The 23,794-nt window shown below is 65.3% G+C and carries 23 protein-coding genes and 1 pseudogene; 15 read left to right on the forward strand and 9 right to left on the reverse strand.

The genetic code is table 11. From position 1 onward, the window contains the following. Nucleotides 1-93: 93 nt before the first annotated feature. The 8 genes from P1U75_RS17440 (at nt 94) to P1U75_RS17475 (ending at nt 8,621) form a co-directional block, all read left to right on the forward strand. Nucleotides 94-1,362 carry an outer membrane protein transport protein gene (locus tag P1U75_RS17440; RefSeq protein WP_300245486.1) on the forward strand — a complete coding sequence of 423 codons (1,269 nt, stop codon included), beginning with the start codon at nt 94-96 and terminating at the stop codon, nt 1,360-1,362. Between the two features lie 75 nt (nt 1,363-1,437). Beyond that, complete coding sequence (gene guaA / locus P1U75_RS17445) at nt 1,438-3,003, forward strand: glutamine-hydrolyzing GMP synthase (RefSeq protein ID WP_300245487.1); 1,566 nt, start codon at nt 1,438-1,440, stop codon at nt 3,001-3,003. Nucleotides 3,004-3,105: 102 nt separating this feature from the next. After that, nucleotides 3,106-3,990, forward strand: coding sequence for a DMT family transporter (locus P1U75_RS17450; protein WP_300245489.1), 885 nt, complete (start codon nt 3,106-3,108; stop codon nt 3,988-3,990). 27 nt (nt 3,991-4,017) lie between these two features. After that, nucleotides 4,018-4,920 carry a DMT family transporter gene (locus P1U75_RS17455; RefSeq protein ID WP_300245491.1) on the forward strand — a complete coding sequence of 301 codons (903 nt, stop codon included), beginning with the start codon at nt 4,018-4,020 and terminating at the stop codon, nt 4,918-4,920. Between the two features lie 47 nt (nt 4,921-4,967). Further along, nucleotides 4,968-5,831: an ATPase gene (locus tag P1U75_RS17460; RefSeq protein WP_300245493.1), complete on the forward strand. Its 864-nt coding sequence runs from the start codon at nt 4,968-4,970 to the stop codon at nt 5,829-5,831. A 278-nt stretch (nt 5,832-6,109) separates the two neighbouring features. Continuing rightward, on the forward strand, nt 6,110-7,048 hold the full coding sequence (gene metA / locus P1U75_RS17465) for a homoserine O-succinyltransferase (RefSeq protein WP_300245495.1): 939 nt from the start codon (nt 6,110-6,112) through the stop codon (nt 7,046-7,048). Nucleotides 7,049-7,144: 96 nt separating this feature from the next. Further along, the gene (gene ppk2 / locus P1U75_RS17470) at nt 7,145-8,014 is read left to right on the forward strand and encodes a polyphosphate kinase 2 (protein ID WP_300245497.1); all 870 of its coding nucleotides are present in this window, start codon (nt 7,145-7,147) and stop codon (nt 8,012-8,014) included. Further along, nucleotides 8,007-8,621, forward strand: a complete 615-nt coding sequence (locus tag P1U75_RS17475; RefSeq protein WP_300245499.1) for a TetR/AcrR family transcriptional regulator — start codon at nt 8,007-8,009, stop codon at nt 8,619-8,621. The genes ppk2 and P1U75_RS17475 overlap by 8 nt, the downstream gene beginning before the upstream one ends. Nucleotides 8,622-8,686: 65 nt before the next feature. On the opposite strand, the gene rpsI is transcribed toward P1U75_RS17475, so the two are convergent. The 3 genes and pseudogenes from rpsI to P1U75_RS17490 all read right to left on the reverse strand — a co-directional run bounded on the left by rpsI (nt 8,687) and on the right by P1U75_RS17490 (nt 11,204). Continuing rightward, entirely contained in the window at nt 8,687-9,172 is a 486-nt protein-coding gene (rpsI, locus tag P1U75_RS17480) for a 30S ribosomal protein S9 (RefSeq protein WP_300245501.1), read from the reverse strand. Between the two features lie 5 nt (nt 9,173-9,177). Then, nucleotides 9,178-9,636: a 50S ribosomal protein L13 gene (rplM, locus tag P1U75_RS17485; RefSeq protein ID WP_300245630.1), complete on the reverse strand. Its 459-nt coding sequence runs from the start codon at nt 9,634-9,636 to the stop codon at nt 9,178-9,180. Between the two features lie 161 nt (nt 9,637-9,797). Further along, nucleotides 9,798-11,204, reverse strand: a pseudogene (locus tag P1U75_RS17490) (PLP-dependent aminotransferase family protein). A gap of 95 nt (nt 11,205-11,299) precedes the next feature. On the opposite strand from P1U75_RS17490, the gene P1U75_RS17495 reads away from it, so the two are divergent. Next, nucleotides 11,300-11,518, forward strand: coding sequence for a DUF1127 domain-containing protein (locus P1U75_RS17495; RefSeq protein ID WP_300245503.1), 219 nt, complete (start codon nt 11,300-11,302; stop codon nt 11,516-11,518). A gap of 71 nt (nt 11,519-11,589) precedes the next feature. Here the strand turns inward: P1U75_RS17495 and P1U75_RS17500 are convergent, their stop codons facing one another. Both P1U75_RS17500 and P1U75_RS17505 read right to left on the reverse strand, forming a co-directional pair. Then, a complete protein-coding gene (locus P1U75_RS17500; protein WP_300245505.1) occupies nt 11,590-12,582 on the reverse strand; it encodes an SLAC1 anion channel family protein in 993 nt (330 codons plus the stop codon). Nucleotides 12,583-12,767: 185 nt separating this feature from the next. Continuing rightward, the gene (locus P1U75_RS17505; RefSeq protein WP_300245506.1) at nt 12,768-13,187 is read right to left on the reverse strand and encodes a PaaI family thioesterase; all 420 of its coding nucleotides are present in this window, start codon (nt 13,185-13,187) and stop codon (nt 12,768-12,770) included. 58 nt (nt 13,188-13,245) lie between these two features. Between P1U75_RS17505 and P1U75_RS17510 the strand changes: the two genes are divergently transcribed. The 4 genes from P1U75_RS17510 to gluQRS all read left to right on the forward strand — a co-directional run bounded on the left by P1U75_RS17510 (nt 13,246) and on the right by gluQRS (nt 17,136). Beyond that, on the forward strand, nt 13,246-14,031 hold the full coding sequence (locus P1U75_RS17510; RefSeq protein ID WP_300245508.1) for an enoyl-CoA hydratase: 786 nt from the start codon (nt 13,246-13,248) through the stop codon (nt 14,029-14,031). 241 nt (nt 14,032-14,272) lie between these two features. Then, a complete protein-coding gene (gene trmFO, locus P1U75_RS17515) occupies nt 14,273-15,634 on the forward strand; it encodes a methylenetetrahydrofolate--tRNA-(uracil(54)-C(5))-methyltransferase (FADH(2)-oxidizing) TrmFO (RefSeq protein WP_300245510.1) in 1,362 nt (453 codons plus the stop codon). A 45-nt stretch (nt 15,635-15,679) separates the two neighbouring features. Next, a complete protein-coding gene (locus P1U75_RS17520; RefSeq protein ID WP_300245512.1) occupies nt 15,680-16,291 on the forward strand; it encodes a methyltransferase domain-containing protein in 612 nt (203 codons plus the stop codon). Beyond that, nucleotides 16,288-17,136: a tRNA glutamyl-Q(34) synthetase GluQRS gene (gene gluQRS / locus P1U75_RS17525; protein WP_300245514.1), complete on the forward strand. Its 849-nt coding sequence runs from the start codon at nt 16,288-16,290 to the stop codon at nt 17,134-17,136. The genes P1U75_RS17520 and gluQRS overlap by 4 nt, the downstream gene beginning before the upstream one ends. 84 nt (nt 17,137-17,220) lie before the next feature. Here the strand turns inward: gluQRS and hisI are convergent, their stop codons facing one another. Continuing rightward, a complete protein-coding gene (hisI, locus tag P1U75_RS17530) occupies nt 17,221-17,583 on the reverse strand; it encodes a phosphoribosyl-AMP cyclohydrolase (RefSeq protein WP_300245516.1) in 363 nt (120 codons plus the stop codon). A gap of 68 nt (nt 17,584-17,651) precedes the next feature. On the opposite strand from hisI, the gene P1U75_RS17535 reads away from it, so the two are divergent. Together P1U75_RS17535 and P1U75_RS17540 are read left to right on the forward strand one after the other, a co-directional pair. Then, nucleotides 17,652-18,104, forward strand: coding sequence for an iron-sulfur cluster assembly scaffold protein (locus P1U75_RS17535; protein ID WP_300245518.1), 453 nt, complete (start codon nt 17,652-17,654; stop codon nt 18,102-18,104). Between the two features lie 48 nt (nt 18,105-18,152). After that, nucleotides 18,153-18,797 (forward strand): MarC family protein, encoded by a 645-nt coding sequence (locus P1U75_RS17540; protein WP_366915067.1) that lies wholly within the window; start codon nt 18,153-18,155, stop codon nt 18,795-18,797. Between the two features lie 222 nt (nt 18,798-19,019). Here P1U75_RS17540 and P1U75_RS17545 read toward each other — a convergent pair whose 3' ends face one another. The 3 genes from P1U75_RS17545 to ligA form a co-directional block, all read right to left on the reverse strand. Next, nucleotides 19,020-19,142 carry a hypothetical protein gene (locus tag P1U75_RS17545; RefSeq protein WP_300245520.1) on the reverse strand — a complete coding sequence of 41 codons (123 nt, stop codon included), beginning with the start codon at nt 19,140-19,142 and terminating at the stop codon, nt 19,020-19,022. Nucleotides 19,143-19,378: 236 nt separating this feature from the next. Further along, a complete protein-coding gene (gene recG / locus P1U75_RS17550; RefSeq protein ID WP_300245522.1) occupies nt 19,379-21,469 on the reverse strand; it encodes an ATP-dependent DNA helicase RecG in 2,091 nt (696 codons plus the stop codon). Then, nucleotides 21,466-23,715: an NAD-dependent DNA ligase LigA gene (ligA, locus tag P1U75_RS17555; RefSeq protein ID WP_300245524.1), complete on the reverse strand. Its 2,250-nt coding sequence runs from the start codon at nt 23,713-23,715 to the stop codon at nt 21,466-21,468. The genes recG and ligA overlap by 4 nt, the downstream gene beginning before the upstream one ends. Nucleotides 23,716-23,794: the final 79 nt, after the last annotated feature.

The following is a 23,794-nucleotide window of genomic DNA, read 5'->3' on the forward strand; positions in this document are numbered from 1 at the left end:
CTGTAGCGCACCGGATACCCTCGCGGGCGTTCGGGCAAACAACGAGAGGACGGGCTCGCAGACCAGTTGCCGGTCCGTTTCAGGGAGAGGGACATGACAACAAAAAAAACGATCGACCGCATCGCGGTCGGCGGGTTCGCGTCAATTGTGGCGGCATTTGCTTTCAGCGCACCTGCCCATGCCACGAACGGTTATTTCGCAAACGGTTACAACGCGGAATCCAAGGCGATGGCCGGAGCCGGCGTCGCTGTGGACAACGGGGTCATCGGGCTGGCACAGAACCCGGCCCTTGGCAACAAGGTGGGCAACGGCGCCGAGGGCTGCATCAGCCTTTTCGCCCCCGATCGCGGGTTCACCATCGGCGGCGCCGCGCCGCTGACACCGGGCAGCTATCGCAGCGAAAACGACATGTTCGTGATCCCCTGCGGCGGCGCGAACTTCCGGCTCAACGATCGCAGCACGCTGGGCTTTCTGGTCTATGGCAACGGCGGTATGAACACCGAGTACATCGGCAATCCCTTCGCGGGGTTGGGCGCTGGCTCCTCTCCGCTGGGCGTGAACCTGGAGCAGGTGTTCATGTCTCTCAGCTATTCCTTTGAAGTGAACGAGAGCCTGACACTGGGCTTCGCACCGATCTTCGCGGCGCAACGGTTCAGCGCCACCGGGTTAGAGGCGTTTATCCCCCTGTCCAGCAACCCTGCGGGCGTGACCAACAATGGCGATGACTGGTCGCATGGCTGGGGTGCCAACCTGGGCCTGGTGTGGCAGCCGAGTACCGAATGGACCCTCGGAGCCTCCTACCGCACCAAGATCGAGATGGACCCCTTTACCAAATATTCCGGCCTGTACGCCGAACAGGGAGATTTCGATATTCCCGCCACCGCGACACTTGGCGCGGCCTATACGCCGGCGTCGAACTCCGCTCTGACCCTGTCGGCAGAGTTTCAGCGTATTTTCTACAACGATGTCGCCGCCATCGCCAATTCCGGTGCGCTGCTGGCCACCCCGCTGGGCGCCGCCAACGGCCCCGGTTTCGGCTGGAAGGACATGAACGTGGTGCGCATCGCCGCCATCTACCAGGCAAACTCGCAACTTACCCTGCGCGGCGGTGTAAGCTATGCCACCGATTTCATCGAGCCGAACGAGGTTTTGCTGAACGTTCTCGCCCCGGCGACGATCAACTGGCATGCCTCGATCGGCGCAAGCTACAAGATGACGAATGGCTGGGAACTGTCCGGCGCCTACACCCATGCGCTGGACTCCAAGATGAGCGGCGCCAACCTGACCCCCGGTTTCGGCCAGCCGGTGACGCTGGACATGTCGCAGAACGAATTGACCTTCGGCGTCAGCTACGAATGGTGACACCCCGCGCGCCCGCGTGCCCCGGTGCGCGGGCGCCACTTGCGGAAACCGGGAAGCGGCGCTATCGACCGCTGCATGACCCAGACAGCGCATGACCGCATCCTCATCATCGAGTTCGGCAGCCAGGTAACGCAGCTCATCGCGCGCCGCCTGCGCGAGCTGAACGTGTATTGCGAAATCCACCCCTATCAGAAGGTGACCGAGAGCTTTCTGGACACCTTCGCGCCAAAGGCCGTGATTTTTTCCGGCGGGCCGGATTCGGTGACGCGCGAAGGCTCGCCCCGGCCGCCGAAGGCGGTCTATGATCTGGGCGTGCCGATCCTGGGCATCTGCTATGGCCAGCAGGTCATGATGCAGGATCTGGGCGGCAAGGTGGAGGCTGGCGAATCCCACACCGCCGAATTCGGCCGCGCCTATGTCTCGCCCACGGAGGCCCGAACCGAACTGCTGTTCGGCTGGTTCCTGGAGGACCGCGAGCAGGTCTGGATGAGCCACGGCGATCACGTCTCGGCCCTGGCCCCGGGATTCGAGGTCTACGGCACCTCGCCGGGCGCGCCCTTTGCCATCACCGCCGATCTGGAGCGGAATTTCTTCGCGGTGCAGTTCCACCCCGAGGTCCACCACACCCCGAACGGCAAGACGCTTTACGAGAATTTCGTGCGGCTCGCCGGGTTTGTCGGCGACTGGACCATGGACGCCTACCGCGAAGAGGCGATCCGCAAGATCCGCGAACAGGTCGGCGATGCCAAGGTGATCTGCGGCCTCTCCGGCGGCGTCGACAGCTCGGTCGCGGCGGTGCTGATCCACGAGGCGATCGGCGATCAGCTGACCTGCGTCTTTGTCGATCACGGGTTGTTGCGCCAGGGCGAGGCCGAAGAGGTCGTGACCATGTTCCGCGACCATTACAACATGCCGCTGATCCATGCCGACGAGCAGGAGCTGTTTCTTGGCGCGCTCGACGGTGTCTCCGACCCCGAGATCAAGCGCAAGACCATCGGCAAGCTCTTCATCGACGTGTTCCAGAAACATGCCGGCGAGGTCGGCGGCGCCAAGTTCCTGGCCCAGGGCACGCTCTATCCCGACGTGATCGAATCGGTTTCGTTTTCCGGCGGGCCGTCGGTCACCATCAAGTCGCACCACAATGTCGGCGGGCTGCCCGAGAAGATGGGGCTGAAACTGGTCGAACCGCTGCGCGAGCTCTTCAAGGACGAGGTCCGCGCATTGGGCCACGAGCTGGGCCTGCCGGCCAGCTTCATCGGGCGCCACCCGTTCCCCGGCCCCGGTCTGGCGATCCGCTGCCCCGGCGAGATCACCCGCGAGAAACTGGACATCCTGCGCAAGGCCGACGCCGTCTATATCGACCAGATCCGCAAGCACGGTCTTTACGACGAGATCTGGCAGGCCTTCGTCGCGATCCTGCCGGTGCGCACGGTGGGCGTGATGGGCGACGGGCGCACCTATGATTTCGCCTGCGCGCTGCGCGCGGTCACCAGCGTCGACGGCATGACCGCCGATTATTACCCCTTCAGCCACGAGTTCCTGGGCGAGACTGCCACCCGGATCATCAACGAGGTCAAGGGCATCAACCGCGTCACCTATGACGTGACCTCGAAACCGCCGGGCACCATCGAGTGGGAGTGAGGCACGCGGCGGGCTGACCGCACCGCCCGCCACCTCGGGATGAAACCCGCTTGACCTCCCCCGGCTTTGGCGGTTCGGTGCGCGCCGAGGAGAGGTCGTAACATGCAGGATACATCGCCGCCCCGAGTCGGCCGCGCCGCACTCTGGATGACCGGGGCCATCGTGTCGTTTTCGGCGATGGCGGTCTCGGGCCGCGAGGTCAGCGGCGTCCACGATACCTTTGAGATCATGATGTATCGCAGCTTTCTGGGCTTCGTGATCGTGGTCGTCATCCTGGCGGCGACCGGCAAGCTGGGCCAGGTCAACACCCGCGACTTCGGCACCCAGGCCGGGCGCAACCTGGTGCATTTCGCCGGTCAGAATCTCTGGTTGCTGGCGGTCACCCTGATCCCGCTGGCGCAGGTCTTTGCGCTGGAGTTCACCGCGCCGCTCTGGGTGGTGGTGCTGTCGCCGCTGGTGCTGGGCGAACGGCTGACCCCGACCCGGGTCTTGGCGGCGCTGATCGGGTTTGCCGGCATCCTGATCGTCGCCCGCCCCAGCGCCGAGACGCTGAACATCGGGCTGTTGGCGGCGGCCGGCGCGGCCCTGTTCTTTGCCTTCACCAACATGCTGACCAAGAAACTCACGCGGCGCCACAGCGTGGCGAACATCATGTTCTGGCTGACCCTGCTGCAGCTTGTTTTCGGGGCCGTGGCCGCCGGGTTCGACGGCGATGTCGCGCTGCCCGATGCCACCTCCCTGCCCTGGCTGGTGGTGATCGCGCTGGGCGGGCTCCTGGCCCATTTCTGCATCACCAATGCGCTCTCGATCGCGCCGGCCACGGTGGTGATGCCGATCGACTTCGTCCGTCTGCCCACCATCGCCATTGTCGGCATGATCCTCTATGCTGAACCGCTGGAGATCTGGGTCTTTGTCGGTGCGGCGGTAATCTTTGCTGGCAACTATCTCAACATCCTGGCCGAAACCCGCAAGTTCCGGGTCGTCTGACTTGACGGCGGGCGGGTAACTGGCGCCATGAACGCACAAAAATCCATTTCCCCCCGCGCCTGGGGCGAGCTTTTCCTGCTTGGCCTGATCTGGGGCGCGTCCTTTCTGACCCTGCGCATCGCACTGGACGAGATCCCGGTGCTGACTGCGGTGCTGCACCGGGTATTCTGGGCCATGCTGGTGCTCTGGGTCGTGGTTATCGCGATGCGCCTGCCGGTGCCGCGTGACCCGAAGGTCTGGGCCGGGTTCCTGGTGATGGGGCTAATGAACAACGTGATCCCCTTTGGCCTGATGACCTGGGGCCAACTCCACATCGAATCCGGCCTGACCGCGATCCTGAACGCGACCACGGCAATCTTCGGGGTGCTGGTGGCCGCCCTGGTCTTTGCCGACGAACGGCTGACCTGGCGCAAGGCCATCGGCGTCGGGCTTGGCTTTTCCGGTGTGACCCTGGCGATCGGCGCCGGGAGGCTGACCGAGTTCGACCCGCGCAGCCTCGCCCAGCTTGCCGTCTTGGGCGGCACACTGAGCTACGCGCTGGCAAGCGCTTGGGCGCGGGCACGCCTGGGCGGGCTGGCGCCGCAGGTGGCAGCGGCGGGGATGCTGACCGGCTCCACCCTGATCCTGCTGCCGGCCACCCTGATGATCGACGGCCCGGTGACGCTCGCGCTGCGACCGGTGACCTGGGCCGCCATCGGCTATTACGCGCTGGCCGCGACGGCCGGGGCCTATCTGCTCTATTACCGGGTGCTGGGGATGGCCGGGTCCGGGAACCTGATGCTGGTCACGCTGATCATCCCGCCGGTGGCAATCGTGCTGGGCGCGCTGGTGCTGGGCGAGGAACTGACACCCCGGGCCTTCGCCGGATTCGCCCTGCTCGCTCTGGGTCTTGTGGTTCTCAACGGATGGATCGGACGGCGCCGCGATTGACCCCCCCGCGCCCCGCCGCTAGCAAGGGCAAAAGGGATCGAGGAACCATGCTTTACACTTCGGCGGACGACTGGCGCGCGGCGCCGCGCAAGCGGGTTCTGTTCTTTGGCATGTCGGGCCTCGGCAAGACCCATGTCAGCAACATGCTGCGCGCGGCGGGCGACTGGTTCCACTACAGCATCGATTACCGCATCGGCACCCGCTACATGGGCGAATACATCACCGACAACGCCAAGGCCGAGGCGATGAAGGTGCCCTTCCTGCGCGATCTGCTGCTGTCGGATTCGATCTATATCGGCTCGAACATCAGTTTCGACAATCTCACCCCGGTCTCGACCTACCTGGGCAAGCCCGGCGACCCGGCCAGGGGCGGGCTGCCGATCATCGAATACCGCCGCCGGCAGGAGCAGTTCCGCCTGGCCGAGATCCACGCGCTGCTGGACACCGAGTATTTCATCGACCGCGCCGAACGCCTTTACGGCTATCCCAATTTCATCTGCGACACCGGCGGCTCGATCTGCGAATGGGTCGATCCCGAGAATCCCAGGGACCCGGTGCTGAGCGAATTGGACCGCCATACGCTGATGGTCTGGATCAAGGGGGACGACGCCCATACCGAGGCGCTGATCCGTCGCTTCGACCGCGCGCCCAAGCCGATGTCCTATCAGCCGGAATTCCGCGACACCGCCTGGTCCGCCTACCTCGACCAGAAGGGCGTGGACGAGGCCCGGGTCGACCCGGACGACTTCATTCGCTGGACCTATGCCCAGGCGATGGCGCATCGCCAGCCGCGCTATGCCGCGATGGCGCGCAACTGGGGTCTCACGGTCACTGCCGACCAGATCGCGGCGCTTCGCGACGCGGGCGATTTCGACGAACTGATCGCCGGGGCGATTGCCGCGCGCGGCTAAGCGACGGCCCCCTGCCCCATTGCCACCCGGGAACGGCAGCCGTTGTCCGGGTGAGCGCGGCTTGACGCGCGCGCGATCACGAAACCGTTTGATTCCATGGCATGGCGGCGAAAAACGAACAAAAACGACCTTTCTGATGTCGTTTCCGTACTTTTTTCGGACGCGGTCCGTGAATCCCGGCGCAGAGACCGATATCAAGACCCGCAACCCGGGACGGACGGCTTGGCACCGCCGCAGGCTCGGATTATCTAGCGGGAGAAAAAGGAATGATCTTCGACATGCCCATCAAAATCCCATCCGACCTGCCCGCCTACGATGTCCTCACACGCGAGGGCGTCCTGGTCATGTCCGAGGAACAGGCGGCCCGTCAGGATATCCGCCCGCTGAAGATCGGGCTTCTCAATCTCATGCCCAAGAAGATCCAGACCGAGACGCAGTTCGCCCGGCTGATCGGCGCGACGCCGCTGCAGATCGAGTTCTCGCTGATCCGGATGTCCGATCACGAGAGCAAGACCACCTCGTCCGAGCACATGGAAGAGTTCTACCATCCGTTCAACGAGGTGAAGGACCAGAAATACGACGGGCTGATCATCACCGGCGCCCCGATCGAACACCTGGATTTCGGCGATGTCACCTATTGGGACGAATTGCGCGAGGTGTTCGAGTGGACCCAGACCAACGTGCATTCCACCTTTGGCGTCTGCTGGGGCGCGATGGCGATGATCAACCATTTCCACGGGGTCGAGAAACACCTGCTCGATCACAAGGCCTTTGGCTGTTTTCGCCACCGCAACCTTGCGCCGGCCTCGCCGTTCCTGCGGGGCTTCTCCGACGACCTTGTCGTGCCGGTCAGCCGCTGGACCGAGATTCGGCAGCCGGAACTGGACGCCAGGCCCGCGCTGACCACCCTGCTGCGCAGCGACGCGGTCGGCCCCTGCCTGGTCGAGGATCAAGGCCATCGCGCGCTCTATGTCTTCAACCACTTCGAGTACGACAGCGACACGCTCAAGCAGGAATACGACCGCGACGCCAGGACCGGCACGGCCGTCAAGGTGCCGGTCAACTACTATCCCGATGACGACCCGTCGCGAACGCCGCTGAACCGCTGGCGCGGCCATGCGCATCTTCTCTATGGCAACTGGATCAGCGAAATCTACGCCACCACGCCCTTCGACATCGACAGGATCGGCCTGGAATCCTCTGACCTGAGGGGCTGAACGGCGCGGCGCCCGCGACCCGCCGCATTCGGCGGGTTTGCGTTAAGCTGATTAACATTACATATAGAGAGAAACTGGAATTTGAAAGGCAGGCGCATGGACCTCCCGTTTGACGGCGCAATCACCCGGTTCTTTGATCACGAGGCGCCCGATGACATACGCAAGACGATCCGCCGGGCCGACAAGGACGATATCCTGACCCCGGCCTATCCGCACTCGGAACGGCTGGGCAAGAAGACCTACGAGCGCGATCTGGAGGCGTTGCAGATCGAACTGGTCAAGATGCAGTCCTGGGCCAAGGAAAGCGGAGCGCGCATCGTTGCCGTGTTCGAGGGGCGCGATGCCGCTGGCAAGGGCGGGACGATCAAGCGGTTCCGCGAATACCTCAACCCGCGCGGCGCCCGCGTGGTGGCCCTGCCCAAACCCACCGAGGCCGAGCGCGGCCAATGGTATTTCCAGCGCTACATCGACCATTTGCCGACCGCCGGTGAGATCGTGTTTTTCGACCGCAGTTGGTACAATCGCGGCGTGGTCGAAAAGGTTTTCGGGTTCTGCACCGAGGGTGAGCGCGAACGCTTCTTTCGCCAGGTACGCCCCTTTGAACAGGCGCTGGTCGATGACGGGATTCACCTGTTCAAGTTTTGGCTGAACGTCGGCCGGGCCGAACAGTTGCGCCGGGTCCTCGACCGCGAGCGCGACCCGCTGAAACACTGGAAACTCAGCGAGATCGACGTCAAAGGGCTGTCGCGCTGGGAGGCTTATTCCGAGGCCATCAATGAGACCCTCACGCGTAGCCATACTGAACGCGCGCCCTGGACCGTGATCCGCTCCGACGACAAGCGCCGGGCCCGGATCGAGGCGATCCGCCATGTGCTGCTGGCCCTGGACTACGATCACAAGGACCCAAAGGCGCTGGGAACACCCGATCTTTCGGTCTGTGGCGGGCCGGACATCTGGGATGGCTAAACGCGGGTATCACCACGGCAACCTGCGTCAGGCGCTGATAGAGGGCGCGCTCAAGCTGATCGAGGCCAAGGGGCCGACCGGCTTTACCCTGTCGGAGGCGGCCAAGACGGCGGGCGTCACCCCGGCGGCGGTCTATCGCCATTTCGCCGGGCGCGAGGATCTGATCGCCGAGGCGGCGCGCCAGGGGTTCGAGATGTTCGCCGACCTGATGCAATATGCCTTTGACAAGGGGCAGCCCTCGGCACTTGCCGCCTTCGAGGCCACCGGACGGGCCTATCTCGCCTTTGCGCGCAAACATCCCGGCCATTACATCGCCATGTTCGAAAGCGGCATCTCAGTAAACCGCACGCCGGAGCTGGCCGCCGCCTCGGCCCGGGCGCGCGGCGTTCTGGAAAAGGCCGCCGCCAATCTCTCCGAGCATATCCCGGAGAGCAAACGCCCGCCCGCTTCGATGTTCAGCGCCCATATCTGGGCGCTGAGCCACGGCGTGGTCGAGCTTTACGCCCGCAACGCCGGGGCCACCGCGCCGTTTTCGCCCGAGGATCTGCTGGAGACCGGAATCGGCATCTACCTGCGTGGGCTGGGGCTGATCGAACCGGACGCATAGGCGCGGACCGGACACAAAAAAGGCCGCGCAACCGCGCGGCCTTTTCGTTTGGGTATCGCCAGCGATTAACGCTTGGAGAACTGGAAGCTCCGGCGCGCCTTGCGCTTGCCGAATTTCTTGCGTTCCACCACGCGGCTGTCGCGGGTCAGGAAGCCAGCAGCCTTGAGCGCACCGCGCAGGCTCGGGTCATACAGTTGCAGCGCCTTGGAGATGCCATGCTTGACTGCACCGGCTTGGCCGGACAGGCCACCGCCCTTGACCGTCGCCATGACGTCGAACTGGTCCTCGACACCGGCCACGGTGAACGGTTGACGCAGGATCATCTGCAGCACCGGACGGGCGAAATAGGTTTTCATTTCCTTGCCGTTCACGATGACCTTGCCGGAGCCCGGCTTGATCCAGACGCGGGCAACCGCATCTTTCCGCTTGCCGGTGGCATAGGAGCGACCGAACTCGTCACGCACGGACTCGCGCACGATGATCTGTTCGGCCACGGGTTCCACGCCTGCGACGGCGCTCAGCTCTTCGAGAGTGTTGATCTGATCAGCCATCTGTTTCAGCTCCGGGTGTTTTTCTTGTTCATGGATTTGACATCCAGAACTTCGGGGCTCTGGGCCTCGTGCGGGTGGTCGGTGCCGGCATAGATGCGCAGGTTGGTCATCAGCTGGCGCGACAGGCGGTTGCCCGGCAGCATGCGCTTGACGGCTTGGATCACAACGCGCTCGGGGTGTGCACCCTCGAGGATCTGCTGCTTGGTGCGCGACTTGATGCCGCCCGGATGCCCGGTGTGCCAGTAGAAGTTTTCTTCGCGCTTCTTGCCGGTCATCTGCACCTTGTCGGCATTGATGACGATGACATTGTCGCCCATGTCCATGTGCGGCGTGAAGGTGGCTTTGTGCTTGCCACGCAGACGCGTGGCGATGATCGAGGCAAGGCGGCCCAGAACGACGCCCTCGGCGTCGATCAGGATCCATTTCTTCTCGATCTCTGCAGGGGTCGCAGAAAAGGTTTTCATCGGATCGGTCCCGTTTAGTCGTGAACGACGGGCCAGATGGCGCCGCCGGAATTCGATGGACGGGGTATATGGAAGCGCCGCGCGCAGGTCAACGGCAATACGATCCAATTTAATGCGTTAAAACAATAGTTTAAAAAATAGGTATCATTTTACCCCACGTCTCACACGCTGATCTGCTCCGGCGGGTTGTCCAGCAGGTCGCGCAGGCGGGTCATCGCGCTGTCGAAGGTGGCGAGGCTGACACCGGCATTGACCGCCATGCGTACCGCGTGCGGCACACGCGCGCTGCGCAACGTGAAATCCTCCGACGAGCGCACCCTTACCCCGCGCGCCTCGGCGGCCTGGCAAAAGGCACCGGCACGCCACCCCTGTGGCAGGGTCAGCCACATGAACGGCAGGTCGGCGCGCCATGCCAGATTGTAGACCCCCAGCGTATTGACCGCGACCTGAACGTATTCGCCGATGCGCTGCAACATCTTCTGCTCCAGCCCCGGTAGATCAGGATGCACCAGCAGCTTGGCCCCCAGGTCGGAAATCGGTGTGGCGAGCCCGAAGAAGCTTTGCTCGGCCACCCTCCGCAGCCGCCCCACCTGCCCCTCGGGCGCCAGACCGAAGCCCAGCCGCAGGGACGGCGACACGCTCTTGGAAATCGACGAGACATACCATGTCCGTTCCGGCGCCAGCACCCGATAGCTTGCCGCCACATGGGCGCCGCTGACGTAACAGTTATCCTCAAGGATCTGCAGATCGGCCCGCCGCGCCGCCGCCACCAGCGCCCTCCGGCGCGGCTCCAGCGTGGCCAGCAGGGTCGGGTTGTGCGCCTCGGGCGAGGTGCAGACAATCTGCGCGTCGTGCCCGCGCGCCGCCGCCTCGAGTGCCTCCGGAATAAGCCCGTGTTCATCCATCGCCACCGGCACCACATCGGCGCGCAGCAGTTCCGCCGCGCGGCGGACCCCCGGCTAGGCCAGTTCCTCCACCAGAACCGTCGGGCGCCGCCCCCGCAGTACCGCGCTCAGGATCAGCACCACCGCATTCTGCCCGCCGTTTGCAAGCACAACATCGTCCTCCCGCACCGGGCCGATCGGCATTCCCTGCAGCCACTCCGCCGCCGCCGCGCGGACCGGGCGTTCGGCGGTCTGGCTGGGGTAATGCATCAGCCCCGATGGCGGATCCTGCGCCACCTCGGCCAGCAGCTTGCGGATCAGTGCGGCCTGCCCCACCTGCGGCAGATGTGGCGCGAACAGGTTGACGTGATGCCCGTCGCCCCCTTCCGATCCGTGCGGCGCCACGTCCGCCACCAGCGTCGAGACCTCCTCGGGCTCGGGGCCGGCGACAAAGGTGCCGCGCCCCACCTCGGCCTGAAGCACACCCTCTTCGGTCAACAACGTATAGGCGCGCGCGACCGTTCCGGGGGTGATCCCCAACTGATAGGCCAGTTCGCGCACCGGCAGCAGCCTTTCGCCCACCGCAAGCTGCCCGGACCCGATTCCCGCCCGGATGCGGTCGGCGACGGCCCTGTATTTGGGCCCTTTGGTTTCGGAGAGGGCGCCGGCCAATATTGTATCCATGACAATCTTTCCTTTGACCCCTTGAAGGGTCGTATTGTATCCATACTTGTATCGAGACTAACACTTCGTATCAATACAATTCAAAAGGTGCCCAAATGTCACGCGTCCTGCACAACGGTTATCCCAGCCCCCTCGCCTCTGGCCAGCGCCGGATCGCACGTGGTGTGCGTCTGGTGACCGTGCTGGGCGTCTGGATCATGCGCCGCCGTACACGCAACCGGCTGAGCGAGTTGGAGCCGCATATGCTCGCCGATATCGGCCTGACCGCGGCCGAGGCCCGCAAAGAGGCCGGGCGTACGTTCTGGCAAGGCTGACCTGAATCCCCGTCCGGAAACGGACCTCTTCCTCGCCGGGGCACTGCCCCGGCGTTTTTTGTTCCGCGCCGTTATTCCGGCTGACAGATCTCGTGTCGGCCGATCGCAATCACGGTACGCGCCAGCAGACCCGCGATGATGACCGCAAGGACCGTCAGACCGATCAGACCGACGGTCTGATAGACTCCGGACCCGGTCAGGCGGGCATAGACGAAGGAGGCGATGGTCAGCGCGGCGACCGGAAAGGACAGCGCCCACCAGCTCAACGCGAAGGGCAGCTTGAGCAGCTTCGGCACCTGGACCAGGATCAGCGCGGCAAAGACATAGGTCGTGTTCATCAGGATGTGCCCAAAGGGGTCGATTTTCCCAACAAGTTGAATATACGAGATGAAACCGACAGCCGGCGGCGCAATCAGGATCAGGAGCGTCGGAAACAGCCGGGCCGGAATCGGATTGTGAAAGACCATCCGGTTCATCACCAGCGTCAGCAGCACGATCCAGAACACCAGCCCGCCGGAGAAGAACAGCCAGGAGATCTCCGGGTAGCCCAGCCGCACGCCGACGACGGGAACGATGATGTTGCCCACGGCGGGGATGAACCAAGCGGGCGTCAGGTGACCGACCTCGAAGGACCGGTGACTGATCCAGCCGGAGACCACGGCGACGGTCAGCACACCCTGCGCGATTGTCCCCACCGCCCAGAGTGCGTGGGAGGCCTGCGGATAGTTCGCATAGCAGGCGACCGCCATCAGCAGCAGCGAGATCGACATCGCCGGAAAGAAGGCCAGTCGCACCGGATGGTTCCATTCCCACAGCACCGCATCGCGGTGGCGCAGGATCTTCGCCACGTAAAACAGCGCTATGACCGCAAAGACGGCAACGCCGAAAAACAGTGCGACCGTGACCAGGGGCTCGACCCAGGGCAGAACCTCATGCGCGCTGTGAAGCGCCAGCACCAGCCCCATCAACCCCATCACGATGGCGAAAAAGGTGATCGGGAAATGCGCCAGACGGTGAAAATCGGTGTCTTCCGGCGCGGTGCCGGATGCGGTTGTGTCGCTCATGGCGTGTCCTCATGCATCTTTTGTTCTACCTTGCGCGACAAAACGGTGAAAAGCCTTGATACAAATCAAACCTGTACCCTGAAAGTATCTTTATTGCCGCAGGCAAGCCGACCACGGCGAGCATATTGTATCAATACAGGATCGGGGAGTTTTCGGGCCGTTCTGTACGAACCGCCCGGCGTCGTTCAGCGCGGCGGGATCGAATAGGTCAGGCTCGCGCGGGCCACCGGTTTATCGCTGCCCTCGGAGGCCATCAGAACGTCGCAGACAGCGAGCATGCGACCGAGCTTGAGCAGACGGCAGTGCGCGATCACGTCGCGCCCCGATTCGGGCTTGCGCATGAAGTCGAGCGAACAATTCGTGGTCACCGCCAGCGCCTGGCGGCCAATCCGCGCCAGCACCATCGCGTAGACCGAAACATCGGCCAGGGCGAACATCGAGGGCCCCGACACCGTGCCGCCGGGGCGCAGGTGCCGCTCGCGGGTGAGAAGCCGCATGGTGATGGTGTCCTCGGTCAGCGCGTCGATGGCGAAATCGTCGCGGATCTGGGGAAAGACCTGCGCCAGGTATTCGGCCAGGTCTTCTTTGTTCAGGACCAGAGACATGCTTTTCCTCCCGCTGGCTTGGCCCTAGAGTTGCCTCAACATCCAATGGGAGGGCAAGATGACAATTCTGGAACGTAGCGGCACGGGTGCGGTGGCACATCTGCATATGAACGCGCCGGAGCGGCTGAACGCGCTCTCGGACGAGATGATCGCGGCGCTGCAATCCCAGTTCGACGCGCTAAAGGACGATAAAGACATCCGCGCGGTGATCCTGTCGGGCGAAGGCAAGGCCTTCTGCGCCGGCCACGACCTCAAGGAGATGACGGCGGGACGGCAGGCCGAGGATGGCGGCAAGGCCTATTTCAAGGATCTGTTCGAACGCTGTTCGAAAATGATGCTGTCGATCCAGACCCTGCCGCAGCCGGTGATCGCGCGGGTGCATGGAATCGCCACCGCCGCCGGCTGCCAATTGGTGGCCAGCTGCGACATGGCAGTGGCGGCACAGGGCACGCGGTTCGGCGTCAACGGGGTGAACATCGGGCTGTTCTGTTCGACGCCGATGGTCGCGCTAAGCCGCAACATCCCGCGCAAGCACGCCTTTGAAATGCTGAGCACCGGGGAATTCATCGAGGCCGACCGCGCCCGCGAGCTGGGCCTTGTGAACCGCGCCGTGGCGCCCGAGGACCTGGAGGCGGAGACCGCCGCGCTGGCGGCGAAACTGGCCGGCAAGCTGGGCGCGGCGGTGCGGATCGGCAAGCAGGCGTTTTACGAGCAGGCGCAGATGCCGATCGCAGAAGCCTATGCCTATGCCGGGTCGGTGATGGTGGAAAACATGCTCTACCGCGACACCGAAGAGGGGATCGCGGCCTTTCTCGACAAGCGTCCGCCCGACTGGTCCCAGTAAACATCGAAACGAATGTTTCGAAAACTCTCCGCACTGTTTCCAAAGCTCCGCTTCTCTTTGTGGTTGAGTTATGGCACAGTTTTCGTGACGCCTCGTCTCGAGCCGCCGCCGAAGGAGGGTCCCTCCAGGCCGGATTCTCATCCCGGTCGATTCCCTTGCTGCGGCGGCTCCGGGGCGTGGCTCCTATTCTCCTGACAGTCTGTCGTTGCACCGCGCCCGCCGCTGCCTTATCTGGCAGCGCATGAGCGAGACATTACATATCGTGGGCGGCGGCATGGCCGGGTCCGAGGCCGCCTGGCAGGCGGCGCAGGCGGGCATCGACGTGGTCATCCACGAGATGCGCCCCAAGATCGAAACCTTTGCCCACCGGACCGGCATGCTGGCCGAGATGGTCTGTTCCAATTCCTTCCGCTCCGACGACAGCGAACAGAACGCGGTCGGGCTGCTGCATTGGGAAATGCGGGCGGCGAACGGGCTGATCATGGCAACAGCGGACGCGCACCGGCTGCCCGCCGGCGGCGCGCTGGCGGTCGATCGCGATCCCTTTGCCGAGGCCGTGACAGCGCGGCTGGTGGCGCATCCGCGCATCTCGGTTAGTTATGAGGAAATCGACAGCCTGCCCGACGACGGCCAGTGGATCATCGCCACCGGGCCGCTGACCTCGGCCGGGCTGGGCCGGGCGCTCCAGGCCGAGACCGGGGCCGAGGCGCTGGCGTTTTTCGACGCCATCGCCCCGATCGTCTATGCCGAGAGCATCGACATGTCCAAGGCGTGGATGCAGTCGCGCTATGACAAGGGCGAGACGGAGGAGGAACGCACCGCCTACCTGAACTGCCCGATGGACAAGGGCCAGTACGAGGCCTTCATCGACGCACTGCTGGCCGCCGACAAGACCGAGTTTCACGTGGGCGAAGAGACGTCTTCCCCCGTACCCACCCCATATTTCGACGGCTGCCTGCCGATCGAGGTGATGGCCGAACGCGGCCGCGAGACCCTGCGCCACGGACCGATGAAGCCCGTGGGCCTGACCAACCCGCACCAGCCCGATGTGAAGGCGCATGCGGTAGTGCAACTGCGCCGCGACAACAAGCTGGGCACGCTGTTCAACATCGTGGGCTTTCAGACCAAGATGAAATACGGGAGCCAAACGGAGGTTCTGCGGATGATCCCGGGGCTGGAGCAGGCCCGCTTTGCCCGGCTGGGGGGCATTCACCGCAACACCTTCCTCAATTCCCCGACCCTGCTGGACGGGCAGATGCGGCTGAAATCAAAGCCGAACATCCGCTTTGCCGGGCAGATCACCGGCGTCGAGGGCTATGTCGAAAGCGCCGCGATGGGGCTTCTGGCGGGGCGGCTGGCGGCGGCCGAGATCCAGGGCCGCGCGCTGACACCGCCGCCGGGCACCACCGCCACCGGCGCGCTGATCACCCACATCAGCGGCGGTGCCGAGGCCAAGACCTTTCAGCCGATGAACGTGAACTTCGGGCTGTTCCCGCCGGTCGAAGGGCTCAAGGGCGGCCGTCGCGGGCGCAAGGACCGCTACAAGGCCTATACCGACCGGGCCAAGGCCGACTGGGCCGACTGGCTGGGCGCGGCGGTCTGAGCAGGGCCGGTTGCGTGGGCCAAGCTGCCGCTCTAGGCTGCGGGCATGAGCGACGAAAGCTATCTAGACAAGGTCTATGACGCGCGCGATGCCGAGAGCACCCGGCGCCTTTATGACGACTGGGCGGCGAGTTATGAGGACGAGCTGACGCGCAACGGCTATGCCACGCCGGCGCGCTGTGCTGCGGCGCTGGCGGCGCATGTGCCCGACCTCTCCGCGCCGATCCTCGATTTCGGCTGCGGCACGGGTCTGTCCGGCCAGGCGCTAAACGCCGTCGGGTTCACCGCGATCGACGGCGTTGACCTTTCGCCCGACATGCTGGAGGTGGCCCGCGAAAAGGATCTCTATCGCAGGCTCGACGTGATCGAGGCGGGCGCGCCGCTGTCGCGGGGCGGCTATGGCGCGATCTGCGCGGCGGGGGTAATCGGCGCGGGCGCCGCCCCGGTTTCGATCTTTGACACGCTGATGGTGGCACTTTCCCCTGGCGGGCGGCTGATGTTTTCCTTCAACGACCACGCGCTGGCCGAGCCAGAGTACGAGGACAAGATCGACAGCTATCTCGGCGCCGGAAAGGCAGAGTTGCTGTTCCGGGAACATGGGCCGCACCTGCCCGGCATCGGGTTGGGCGCCACGGTCTATGTGATCGCCAAAACGTGAGTTTCACCACCCGGTTCGCCCCCTCGCCCACCGGGCCGCTGCACCTGGGCCATGCCTATTCGGCGCTGCTGGCCAATGACATGGCGCGCGCGACGCAGGGACGTTACCTGCTGCGCATCGAGGACATCGACCAGAGCCGCGCCCGCCCGCAGTGGGAGGCTCAGATCTATGACGACCTGCGCTGGCTGGGGCTGCGCTGGCCTGAACCGGTGATGCGCCAGTCTGACCGGATGGCGCGTTATGGCGCCGCGCTGGACCGGCTGGCGGCGATCGGGCTCAGCTATCCCTGCCGCTGCCGCCGGGGCGATATCGAGGCCGCTGCGGGCGCCCCGCAGGAGGGCGTGCCGAAATTCGGCCCCGATGGGCGGATCTATCCCGGCACCTGCCGCAGCCGGCCGATGGCAGACGCCGGGCCAGGGGACGTGATCCGCCTGAACATGGAAAGGGCCACGCACGCCCTGCCCGCGCTGGGGTTCACCGAGACCGGCCCGGCGCATTCCGGTCATCACGCGTTGAGCCGCGATCACCTGTGCCGCGCGGTGGGAGATATCGTGCTGATGCGGCGGCAAATGGGCGGCTCCTACCACCTATCGGTGGTGGTCGATGACGCCGACCAGGGAATCACCCATGTGGTGCGGGGCGAGGACCTGTTCGGGGCGACACAGATCCACGTGCTGTTGCAGCACCTGCTGGGCCTGCCGACGCCGACCTATCACCATCACCGGCTGATCCGCGACGCGGCGGGCAAACGGCTGGCCAAGCGCGACGATGCACGGGCGATCTCGAAGTATCGCTCCGAGGGGGCGACGCCAGAGGACATCCGGCGGATGGTCGGGCTGGGCTGAGCCCTGGATGGGGGCGCTGCCCCCCGCGCTGCGCGCGCCCCCGGAGTATTTTCAGCCAGAAAAAGGCGGCGATGCGCGCCAGTCTCAGCCCTCCATCGGTTTCATCAACTCGACCTCTTCGCCGTCGCGCACGGCGGTGTAGAAACAGCTGCGCCGGTTGGTGTGGCAGGCCGGGCCGGTCTGGTCGACCAGCACCAGCAGGCAGTCGCGGTCGCAATCGATCCGGAAATCCACCAGTTTCTGTACGTGGCCCGAGCTTTCGCCCTTGACCCAGTAGGACTGGCGCGAGCGCGACCAGTAGGTCACCCGCCCGGTCTCCAGCGTGCGCGCGACCGAGGCGGCGTTCATCCAGGCCATCATCAGCACCTCGCCGCTGGTCGCGTCCTGGGCGATGGCGGGGATCAGCCCGTCGGCGGAAAAGGTGAGCGTGGCTGGATCGAAGGACATGGGCGGAAAACCTTTTGCATCGCGGGATCGGCCCCCTATGTATGGGGAACACGCTACGAGGGAAACCCATGTCCGGCGACACCGACCTGATCAAGCTCTACTCGGCCCGCATCCTGGCGTTGGCTGCCGACATTCCGCACCTGGGCCGGCTGGACGGCCCGGACGCCACGGTCAAGAAACGCTCGCCACTCTGCGGTTCGACGGTGACCGTGGACGTCAAGGTCAAGGATAACCGGATCGCCGATTTCGGACAGGACGTGAAGGCCTGCGCGCTGGGCCAGGCCTCGGCCTCGGTGGTGGGGGGGGTCATCATCGGCGTGACCCGGGCACAGGTCGAGGCCGCGCGCGACCAGCTCAAGGCGATGCTGAAACAGGACGGCCCGGCCCCCGATGCCCCCTTCGAGGGGTTGGAGGTGCTGCGCCCGGCGCGCGAATACAAGAACCGCCATGCCTCGATCCTGCTGGCGCTGGAGGCCACCGCCGAGGCGATGGAACAGGCCGAACAGGCCGATTGCGCCTGACGGCACAACGAAATTGAAATCTATATCCTTTGGAGAGCGGTACAGGCAGTGATCATCCACGGCATTCTGGAACAGATCGTTACATTGTGGGTCGTGATAGACCCGATCGGAACCATCCCTGTCTTTATCGCCATCACCGCCGGAGCCGGGGCCGCCCTGCGGCGGAAGATCGCGCTGCAGGCCGCGCTGGTCAGCGCCGCAGTCTTGTTGTTTTTTCTGATCTTTGGTCAGATCCTGATTGATGCACTTGGCATCGGGCTGAACTCGTTTCAGGTGGCCGGAGGGATTATTCTGTTCCTTTTCGCGCTGACCATGATTTTTGGCGAAGGCAAGACCGAGGCCGAGCAGCGGGCAATCCCGGACATGGTCGGCGATGAACGGCGCGCCACCAACCCGGCGATCTTTCCCCTTGCGGTCCCCTCGCTGGCGTCGCCCGGCGCGATGCTGGCCATTGTCATCCTGACGGACAACAAGCGGTTCAGCGTATCCGATCAGGCGATAACGGGTGTGGTTATGCTGGGTGTGATCGCCGCCGCCTATCTGTTGATGCGGTTGGCCGAGCCGATCATCCGTCTGATCGGCACGGCTGGATCTGCCATCATCAGCCGGGTAATGGGGATGATCCTGGCGTCGGTCGCGGCCAACGCGGTACTGACGGCCTTGTTGCAGATCGCCACCACCGGCGAGCTTTAAGGCGACTGCGACCGAATCCGCCGGCCCCTGCTCCGAAAAAAACCGCCGCACCTCCGGGTGGAGGGCGGCGGCAGGTGAGAGCGTCTCGTGAGGCATCCGGTTGGCGCAGGGCCCGTTGGGCACGGGCCGGACAGGGATCGGTTGAGGCAGGTCACCCTTGCATCGAACAATGGGACAGAGATGCAGAGCCGTCCGGCACGAGAACGCAGGCAGAAACGGGTATCAGACCAGACCGGGCAGGTGCAGCGCGCCCAGCAGCATCGCCATCAAGGCCGCGGCACCCAGCGCATCCTGCAAGAGCGTCTCGCGGCTGGTCGAAAGGGTCGTCTTGATCTGGGTCAGCATGGGGTCACCTCCGGGTTTGTCAGACGGTTGATGTTCCGTGTTGACCTTTTGTTCTCATATTTCCTCACGTCCTGTAAAGAACTTTTTGAGAACATTTGTGAACTTTTGGGAACATCAAGGGCAACCCTCGGAAAAGAAAGATCTTTTCAAAACGCGATTTGTTCCCTCTTTGCACGCCCGGGGCTCCGCCCGTTCGCAGGCGAAACGCTCCACTGGAGCGTTTCCGGGAAGCCTGCTCACCCCACAGAAATCCAGCGGATGGCGCGGTCCTGCCGCATCAGCCAGAGCAGCACGCGGGCGGCGCGGCCACGGTCGCTCTCCAGCCCCGGATCGGCCTCGATCAATGCCCGCGCATCGCTTTGCGCAACCGCCATCAGCGCGGTCTGGCGCTCCAGGTCGGCGATGCGGAACCGGGGCACGCCCGACTGCGCAGTGCCGATCAGGTCGCCGGCGCCGCGCATCTGCAGATCCACCTCGGAAATGCGGAACCCGTCCTCGGTCGCGCGCAGAAGTTCCAGCCGCCGCCGTCCGCCCTCGCCCAATGGCGGGCGGTACAACAACAGGCAGGTGCTCTCGTCCGCACCGCGCCCCACCCGTCCGCGCAACTGGTGCAGCTGCGCCAGACCGAAGATTTCGGCCCGCTCGATCACCATGATGGTGGCATTGGGCACGTTCACCCCCACCTCGATCACCGTGGTGGCGACCAGGATCTGGATCTCGCCCGCCTGGAAACCGGCCATTGCCGCGTCTTTCTGATCGGGGGGCATCTGGCCATGCACCAGCCCCACCACCCCCTCGCCCAGCACCGCGCGCAGGTGCTTGAAGCGCTCCTCGGCGGCGGTCAGGTCGGACAGTTCGGATTCGTCCACCAGCGGGCAGACCCAATAGCATTGCCGCCCCTCGGCGATGGCCCCGCGCAGGTGGTCGATCACCTCGCCCATCCGCTCGGTGCTGAGCACGGCGGTCCTGATCGGCTTACGCCCCGGCGGTTTCTCGTCCAGCACCGAGACATCCATGTCGCCGTATTGCGCCAGCGACAGGCTGCGCGGGATCGGTGTCGCGGTCATCACCAGCATGTCGGCCGCCACGCCCTTTTCGGCCAGTTCCATCCGCTGTTTCACGCCGAACCGATGCTGTTCGTCGACGATGGCAAGGCGCAGATCGTGAAATTCCACATCCGCCTGGAACACCGCGTGGGTGCCGACCAGCACCTGGATGTCGCCGCGCGCCAGTGCCGCCAGCTTGGCCTGCCTCTCGCGCCCCTTGTCGCGCCCGGTGAGCAACTCCAGCACCACGCCGGCCTCTTCGGCCAGGGGTTGCAACGCCTCCAGATGCTGGCGGGCGAGGATCTCGGTCGGGGCCATCATCACCCCCTGCCCGCCCGCCTCGACCGCGATCAGCAGCGCAAGGAAGGCGACCAGCGTCTTGCCCGCGCCGACGTCGCCCTGAAGCAGCCGGTTCATCCGTTCCGGCGCGGCCATGTCCCTTGCGATCTCGGAGAGCGCCCGCGTCTGCGCCCCGGTCGGCGCATAGGGCAGCGCCGCGCGCACCTTTTCCTGCAGCGCCCCGGTTCCGGCGCTGGCGATGCCGCGCGCGCGCCGTTCGCGCCGCCGGGCCAGCGCCAGGGTCATCTGGTGGGCAAAGAACTCGTCATAGGCCAGCCGGGCGCGGGCCGGGGCATCGGGGCTGATATCGTCCATCCCCACCGGCGCATGGGACGCGCGGATCGCCTCGGCCCATCCGGGCCAGCCCTGCGCCGCGACATAGGCCGGATCGATCCACTCGGCCAGGTCCGGCACGCGGGTCAACGCCCCCTGCACGGCCTTGTACATCACCCTTTGGCTGACGCCCTGGGTCAGGTGATAGACCGGTTCGAATTCGGGGATTTCACCGGCCTCCTCGACCGGCAGGACGTGATCGGGGTGGACCATCTGGGCGATGCCGTCGAACAGCTCCAGCTTGCCCGAGACCACCCGTTTCGCCCCCTCCGGCAGCAGCCGCTTGAGGTAGTCGCCGCGCGCGTGGAAAAAGACCAGCTGGAACTCCTCCTGCGCGTCACTGACATGCACGCGGTAGGCGCCGCCGCGATTGCGCGGCGCGCGGTGAATCCCGACCGTGACCTCGACGGTGAGCGTGCCGGGGATCTCGGCGCCGCGAATGGTGTCGCGCCGGCGCCTGTCGATCACAGCGAAGGGCAAGGAGAACAACAGGTCGCGCGGCGCCTCAACCTCCAGCTGCGCCATCAGCTTGGCGGTCTTGGGGCCGACCCCCTCGAGCGTTTCGAGGTCGGCGAACAGCGGAAACAGCGCCTCGGGCCGCCCGGTCATGCCGCCCCGATCAGCGCGAGCCAGCCGTCCTCGTCGATGGTCTCGATCCCCAGTTCGGCGGCCTTGGCGGCCTTGGACCCGGCACCGGGACCCGCGACCAGCAGATCGGTCTTCTTGCTGACCGAACCGGAGACCTTGGCCCCCAGCCCCTCGGCCCGCGCCTTGGCCTCGGCGCGGGTCATCTTTTCCAGCGTGCCGGTGAAAACAACGGTCTTGCCCGCCACCGGGCTGCCCGAGGTTTCGGGTGCCTCGACCGGCTGAATGTCGAGTTGCGCGACCAGACGGTCGATCAAGGCGCGTTCGGCGGGCTGGGCAAAGGCGGTGACCAGGGCCACGGCGACCGTGGTCCCTATGCCATCGACGCCGACCAGATCCTCCCACGCCGCGCGGGCACCGGAGGGCAGCGGCGGGTCCTCAGCCCATACGGCCGCACGGGTGTCGGTGACGCGGGCGCGGCGCCCCTCCTGCGCCGCCGCGGCGCGTTCGGCCAGCACGGCGGCCTCGGCCCGCAGAAGCCGCTCCATCGCCGGGCGCGCCGCGTCGAGCGACGAGATCATCGCGGGCCAGCGGGTATAGTGACGGGCCAGATCGGCGGCCCCCACCTCGCCCACGTGGCGGATGCCGAGAGCAAAGATCACCCGGTTGAGCGGGATTGTCCTGCGCTCGTCGATTGCATCGAACAGGTTCTGCGCCGACCTCTCGCCCCAGCCTTCGCGGTTCTTCAACTGCTGCATGCCGCTGCCGTAGCGCTCCCGCAGGGTGAAGATATCCGCCGGTTCGGCGATCCAGCCGTCGGCGTGGAACTGCTCCACCTGTTTCGCCCCCAGCCCCTCGATATCGAAGGCCGCGCGCGAGACGAAGTGTTTCAGCTTTTCCACCGCCTGCGCCGGGCAGATGAGGCCGCCGGTGCAGCGGCGCACCGAATCCCCCTCTTCCCGGATCGCATCCGAGCCGCATTCGGGGCATTTGCGCGGGAAAATGTACGGTTCCGCCTCCTCTGGCCGCTTCGACAGGTCCACATCGGCCACCTTGGGGATCACGTCGCCGGCGCGATAGACTTGCACCCAGTCGCCCACCCGGATGTCCTTGCCGTCGCGGATCGCGCCGCCGGAGGAATCGCGCCCGGCGATGTAATCCTCGTTGTGCAGCGTGGCGTTGGACACCACCACGCCGCCCACCGTCACCGGGGTCAGCCGTGCCACCGGGGACAGCGCGCCGGTGCGCCCGACCTGGATGTCGATCGCCTCGAGCCGGGTCCAGGCGGTTTCGGCGGGGAACTTGTGCGCGATGGCCCAGCGGGGCGTGGTCGAGCGGAATCCCAGCCGCGCCTGCAACGCCAGATCGTCGACCTTGTAGACCACGCCGTCGATGTCATAGCCGAGCGTGGCGCGCTGTTCCTCGATTGCGCGGTAATGGGCCAGAAGCTCCTCGGGCCCCTGGCACAGCCGGGTCAGATCGTTGGTGGAGAACCCCAGCGCCTTGAGCCGGGAAATCGCGCCCATCTGGGTCTCGGCCAACGGTTGCGACAGCTCCCCCCAGCCATAGGCGAAGAACCGCAGCGGGCGGGACCGGGTGATCCCGGCATCCAGCTGCCGCAGCGAGCCAGCGGCGGCGTTGCGCGGGTTGGCGAAACTCTTGCCGCCGCGCGCTGCCTGCCTGTCGTTCAGCGCGGCAAAATCGGCGTGGCTCATATAGACCTCGCCGCGCACCTCAAGCAGTTCCGGCGCGCCGGTCAGCCGTTGCGGTATATCCTCGATGGTCAGCGCGTTGGCAGTCACGTTCTCGCCCACCGCGCCGTCGCCGCGGGTGGCGGCCTGTACCAATGCGCCGTGCTCGTAGCGCAGCGAGAGAGAGAGCCCGTCGATCTTGGGCTCGGCGGTATAGGCGACGGTCCCCGGCCCCATTCCAAGGTACTTGCGAACGCTGGTATCGAAACCGGAGACATCCTCGGGGGCAAAGGCATTGCCCAGCGACATCATCCGCTGGGCATGGGTGACCTTGGCAAACCCCTCGGCGGGCCGGGCGCCGACCCGGTCAGAGGGGCTGTCGGTACGTTTCAGGCCGGGGAATCGGGCCTCGATCGCGGTATTTCGGCGTTTCAGCCGATCATACTCTGCGTCCGAGATCACCGGCGCGTCCTCGGTGTGATAGGCGGCGTCGGCCCGGGCCAGCAGATCGGCCAGCCGCGCCAGTTCCGCCCGCGCCTGGTCTTCGGTCAGTCGCTTGATGTCGATGTCGTCAGTCACGGTGGCGCGCGCCCCACAGATGATCCCGGGTGTTTCTCCGGTTCCCGTGATACGGCGCGGCAGGCCGCAGGTCCAGACG

It is taken from the genome of Antarcticimicrobium sp., assembly GCF_029212575.1.
Classification (GTDB): Bacteria; Pseudomonadota; Alphaproteobacteria; order Rhodobacterales; family Rhodobacteraceae; genus Antarcticimicrobium.

Coding starts and splice junctions, on each gene's coding strand:
- P1U75_RS17440 (WP_300245486.1), top strand. CDS start 94: ATGACAACAAAAAAAACGATCGACCGCATCGCGGTCGGCGGGTTCGCG.
- guaA (WP_300245487.1), top strand. CDS start 1,438: ATGACCCAGACAGCGCATGACCGCATCCTCATCATCGAGTTCGGCAGC.
- P1U75_RS17450 (WP_300245489.1), top strand. CDS start 3,106: ATGCAGGATACATCGCCGCCCCGAGTCGGCCGCGCCGCACTCTGGATG.
- P1U75_RS17455 (WP_300245491.1), top strand. CDS start 4,018: ATGAACGCACAAAAATCCATTTCCCCCCGCGCCTGGGGCGAGCTTTTC.
- P1U75_RS17460 (WP_300245493.1), top strand. CDS start 4,968: ATGCTTTACACTTCGGCGGACGACTGGCGCGCGGCGCCGCGCAAGCGG.
- metA (WP_300245495.1), top strand. CDS start 6,110: ATGCCCATCAAAATCCCATCCGACCTGCCCGCCTACGATGTCCTCACA.
- ppk2 (WP_300245497.1), top strand. CDS start 7,145: ATGGACCTCCCGTTTGACGGCGCAATCACCCGGTTCTTTGATCACGAG.
- P1U75_RS17475 (WP_300245499.1), top strand. CDS start 8,007: ATGGCTAAACGCGGGTATCACCACGGCAACCTGCGTCAGGCGCTGATA.
- rpsI (WP_300245501.1), bottom strand. CDS start 9,172: ATGGCTGATCAGATCAACACTCTCGAAGAGCTGAGCGCCGTCGCAGGC.
- rplM (WP_300245630.1), bottom strand. CDS start 9,636: ATGAAAACCTTTTCTGCGACCCCTGCAGAGATCGAGAAGAAATGGATC.
- P1U75_RS17495 (WP_300245503.1), top strand. CDS start 11,300: ATGTCACGCGTCCTGCACAACGGTTATCCCAGCCCCCTCGCCTCTGGC.
- P1U75_RS17500 (WP_300245505.1), bottom strand. CDS start 12,582: ATGAGCGACACAACCGCATCCGGCACCGCGCCGGAAGACACCGATTTT.
- P1U75_RS17505 (WP_300245506.1), bottom strand. CDS start 13,187: ATGTCTCTGGTCCTGAACAAAGAAGACCTGGCCGAATACCTGGCGCAG.
- P1U75_RS17510 (WP_300245508.1), top strand. CDS start 13,246: ATGACAATTCTGGAACGTAGCGGCACGGGTGCGGTGGCACATCTGCAT.
- trmFO (WP_300245510.1), top strand. CDS start 14,273: ATGAGCGAGACATTACATATCGTGGGCGGCGGCATGGCCGGGTCCGAG.
- P1U75_RS17520 (WP_300245512.1), top strand. CDS start 15,680: ATGAGCGACGAAAGCTATCTAGACAAGGTCTATGACGCGCGCGATGCC.
- hisI (WP_300245516.1), bottom strand. CDS start 17,583: ATGTCCTTCGATCCAGCCACGCTCACCTTTTCCGCCGACGGGCTGATC.
- P1U75_RS17535 (WP_300245518.1), top strand. CDS start 17,652: ATGTCCGGCGACACCGACCTGATCAAGCTCTACTCGGCCCGCATCCTG.
- P1U75_RS17545 (WP_300245520.1), bottom strand. CDS start 19,142: ATGCTGACCCAGATCAAGACGACCCTTTCGACCAGCCGCGAGACGCTC.
- recG (WP_300245522.1), bottom strand. CDS start 21,469: ATGACCGGGCGGCCCGAGGCGCTGTTTCCGCTGTTCGCCGACCTCGAA.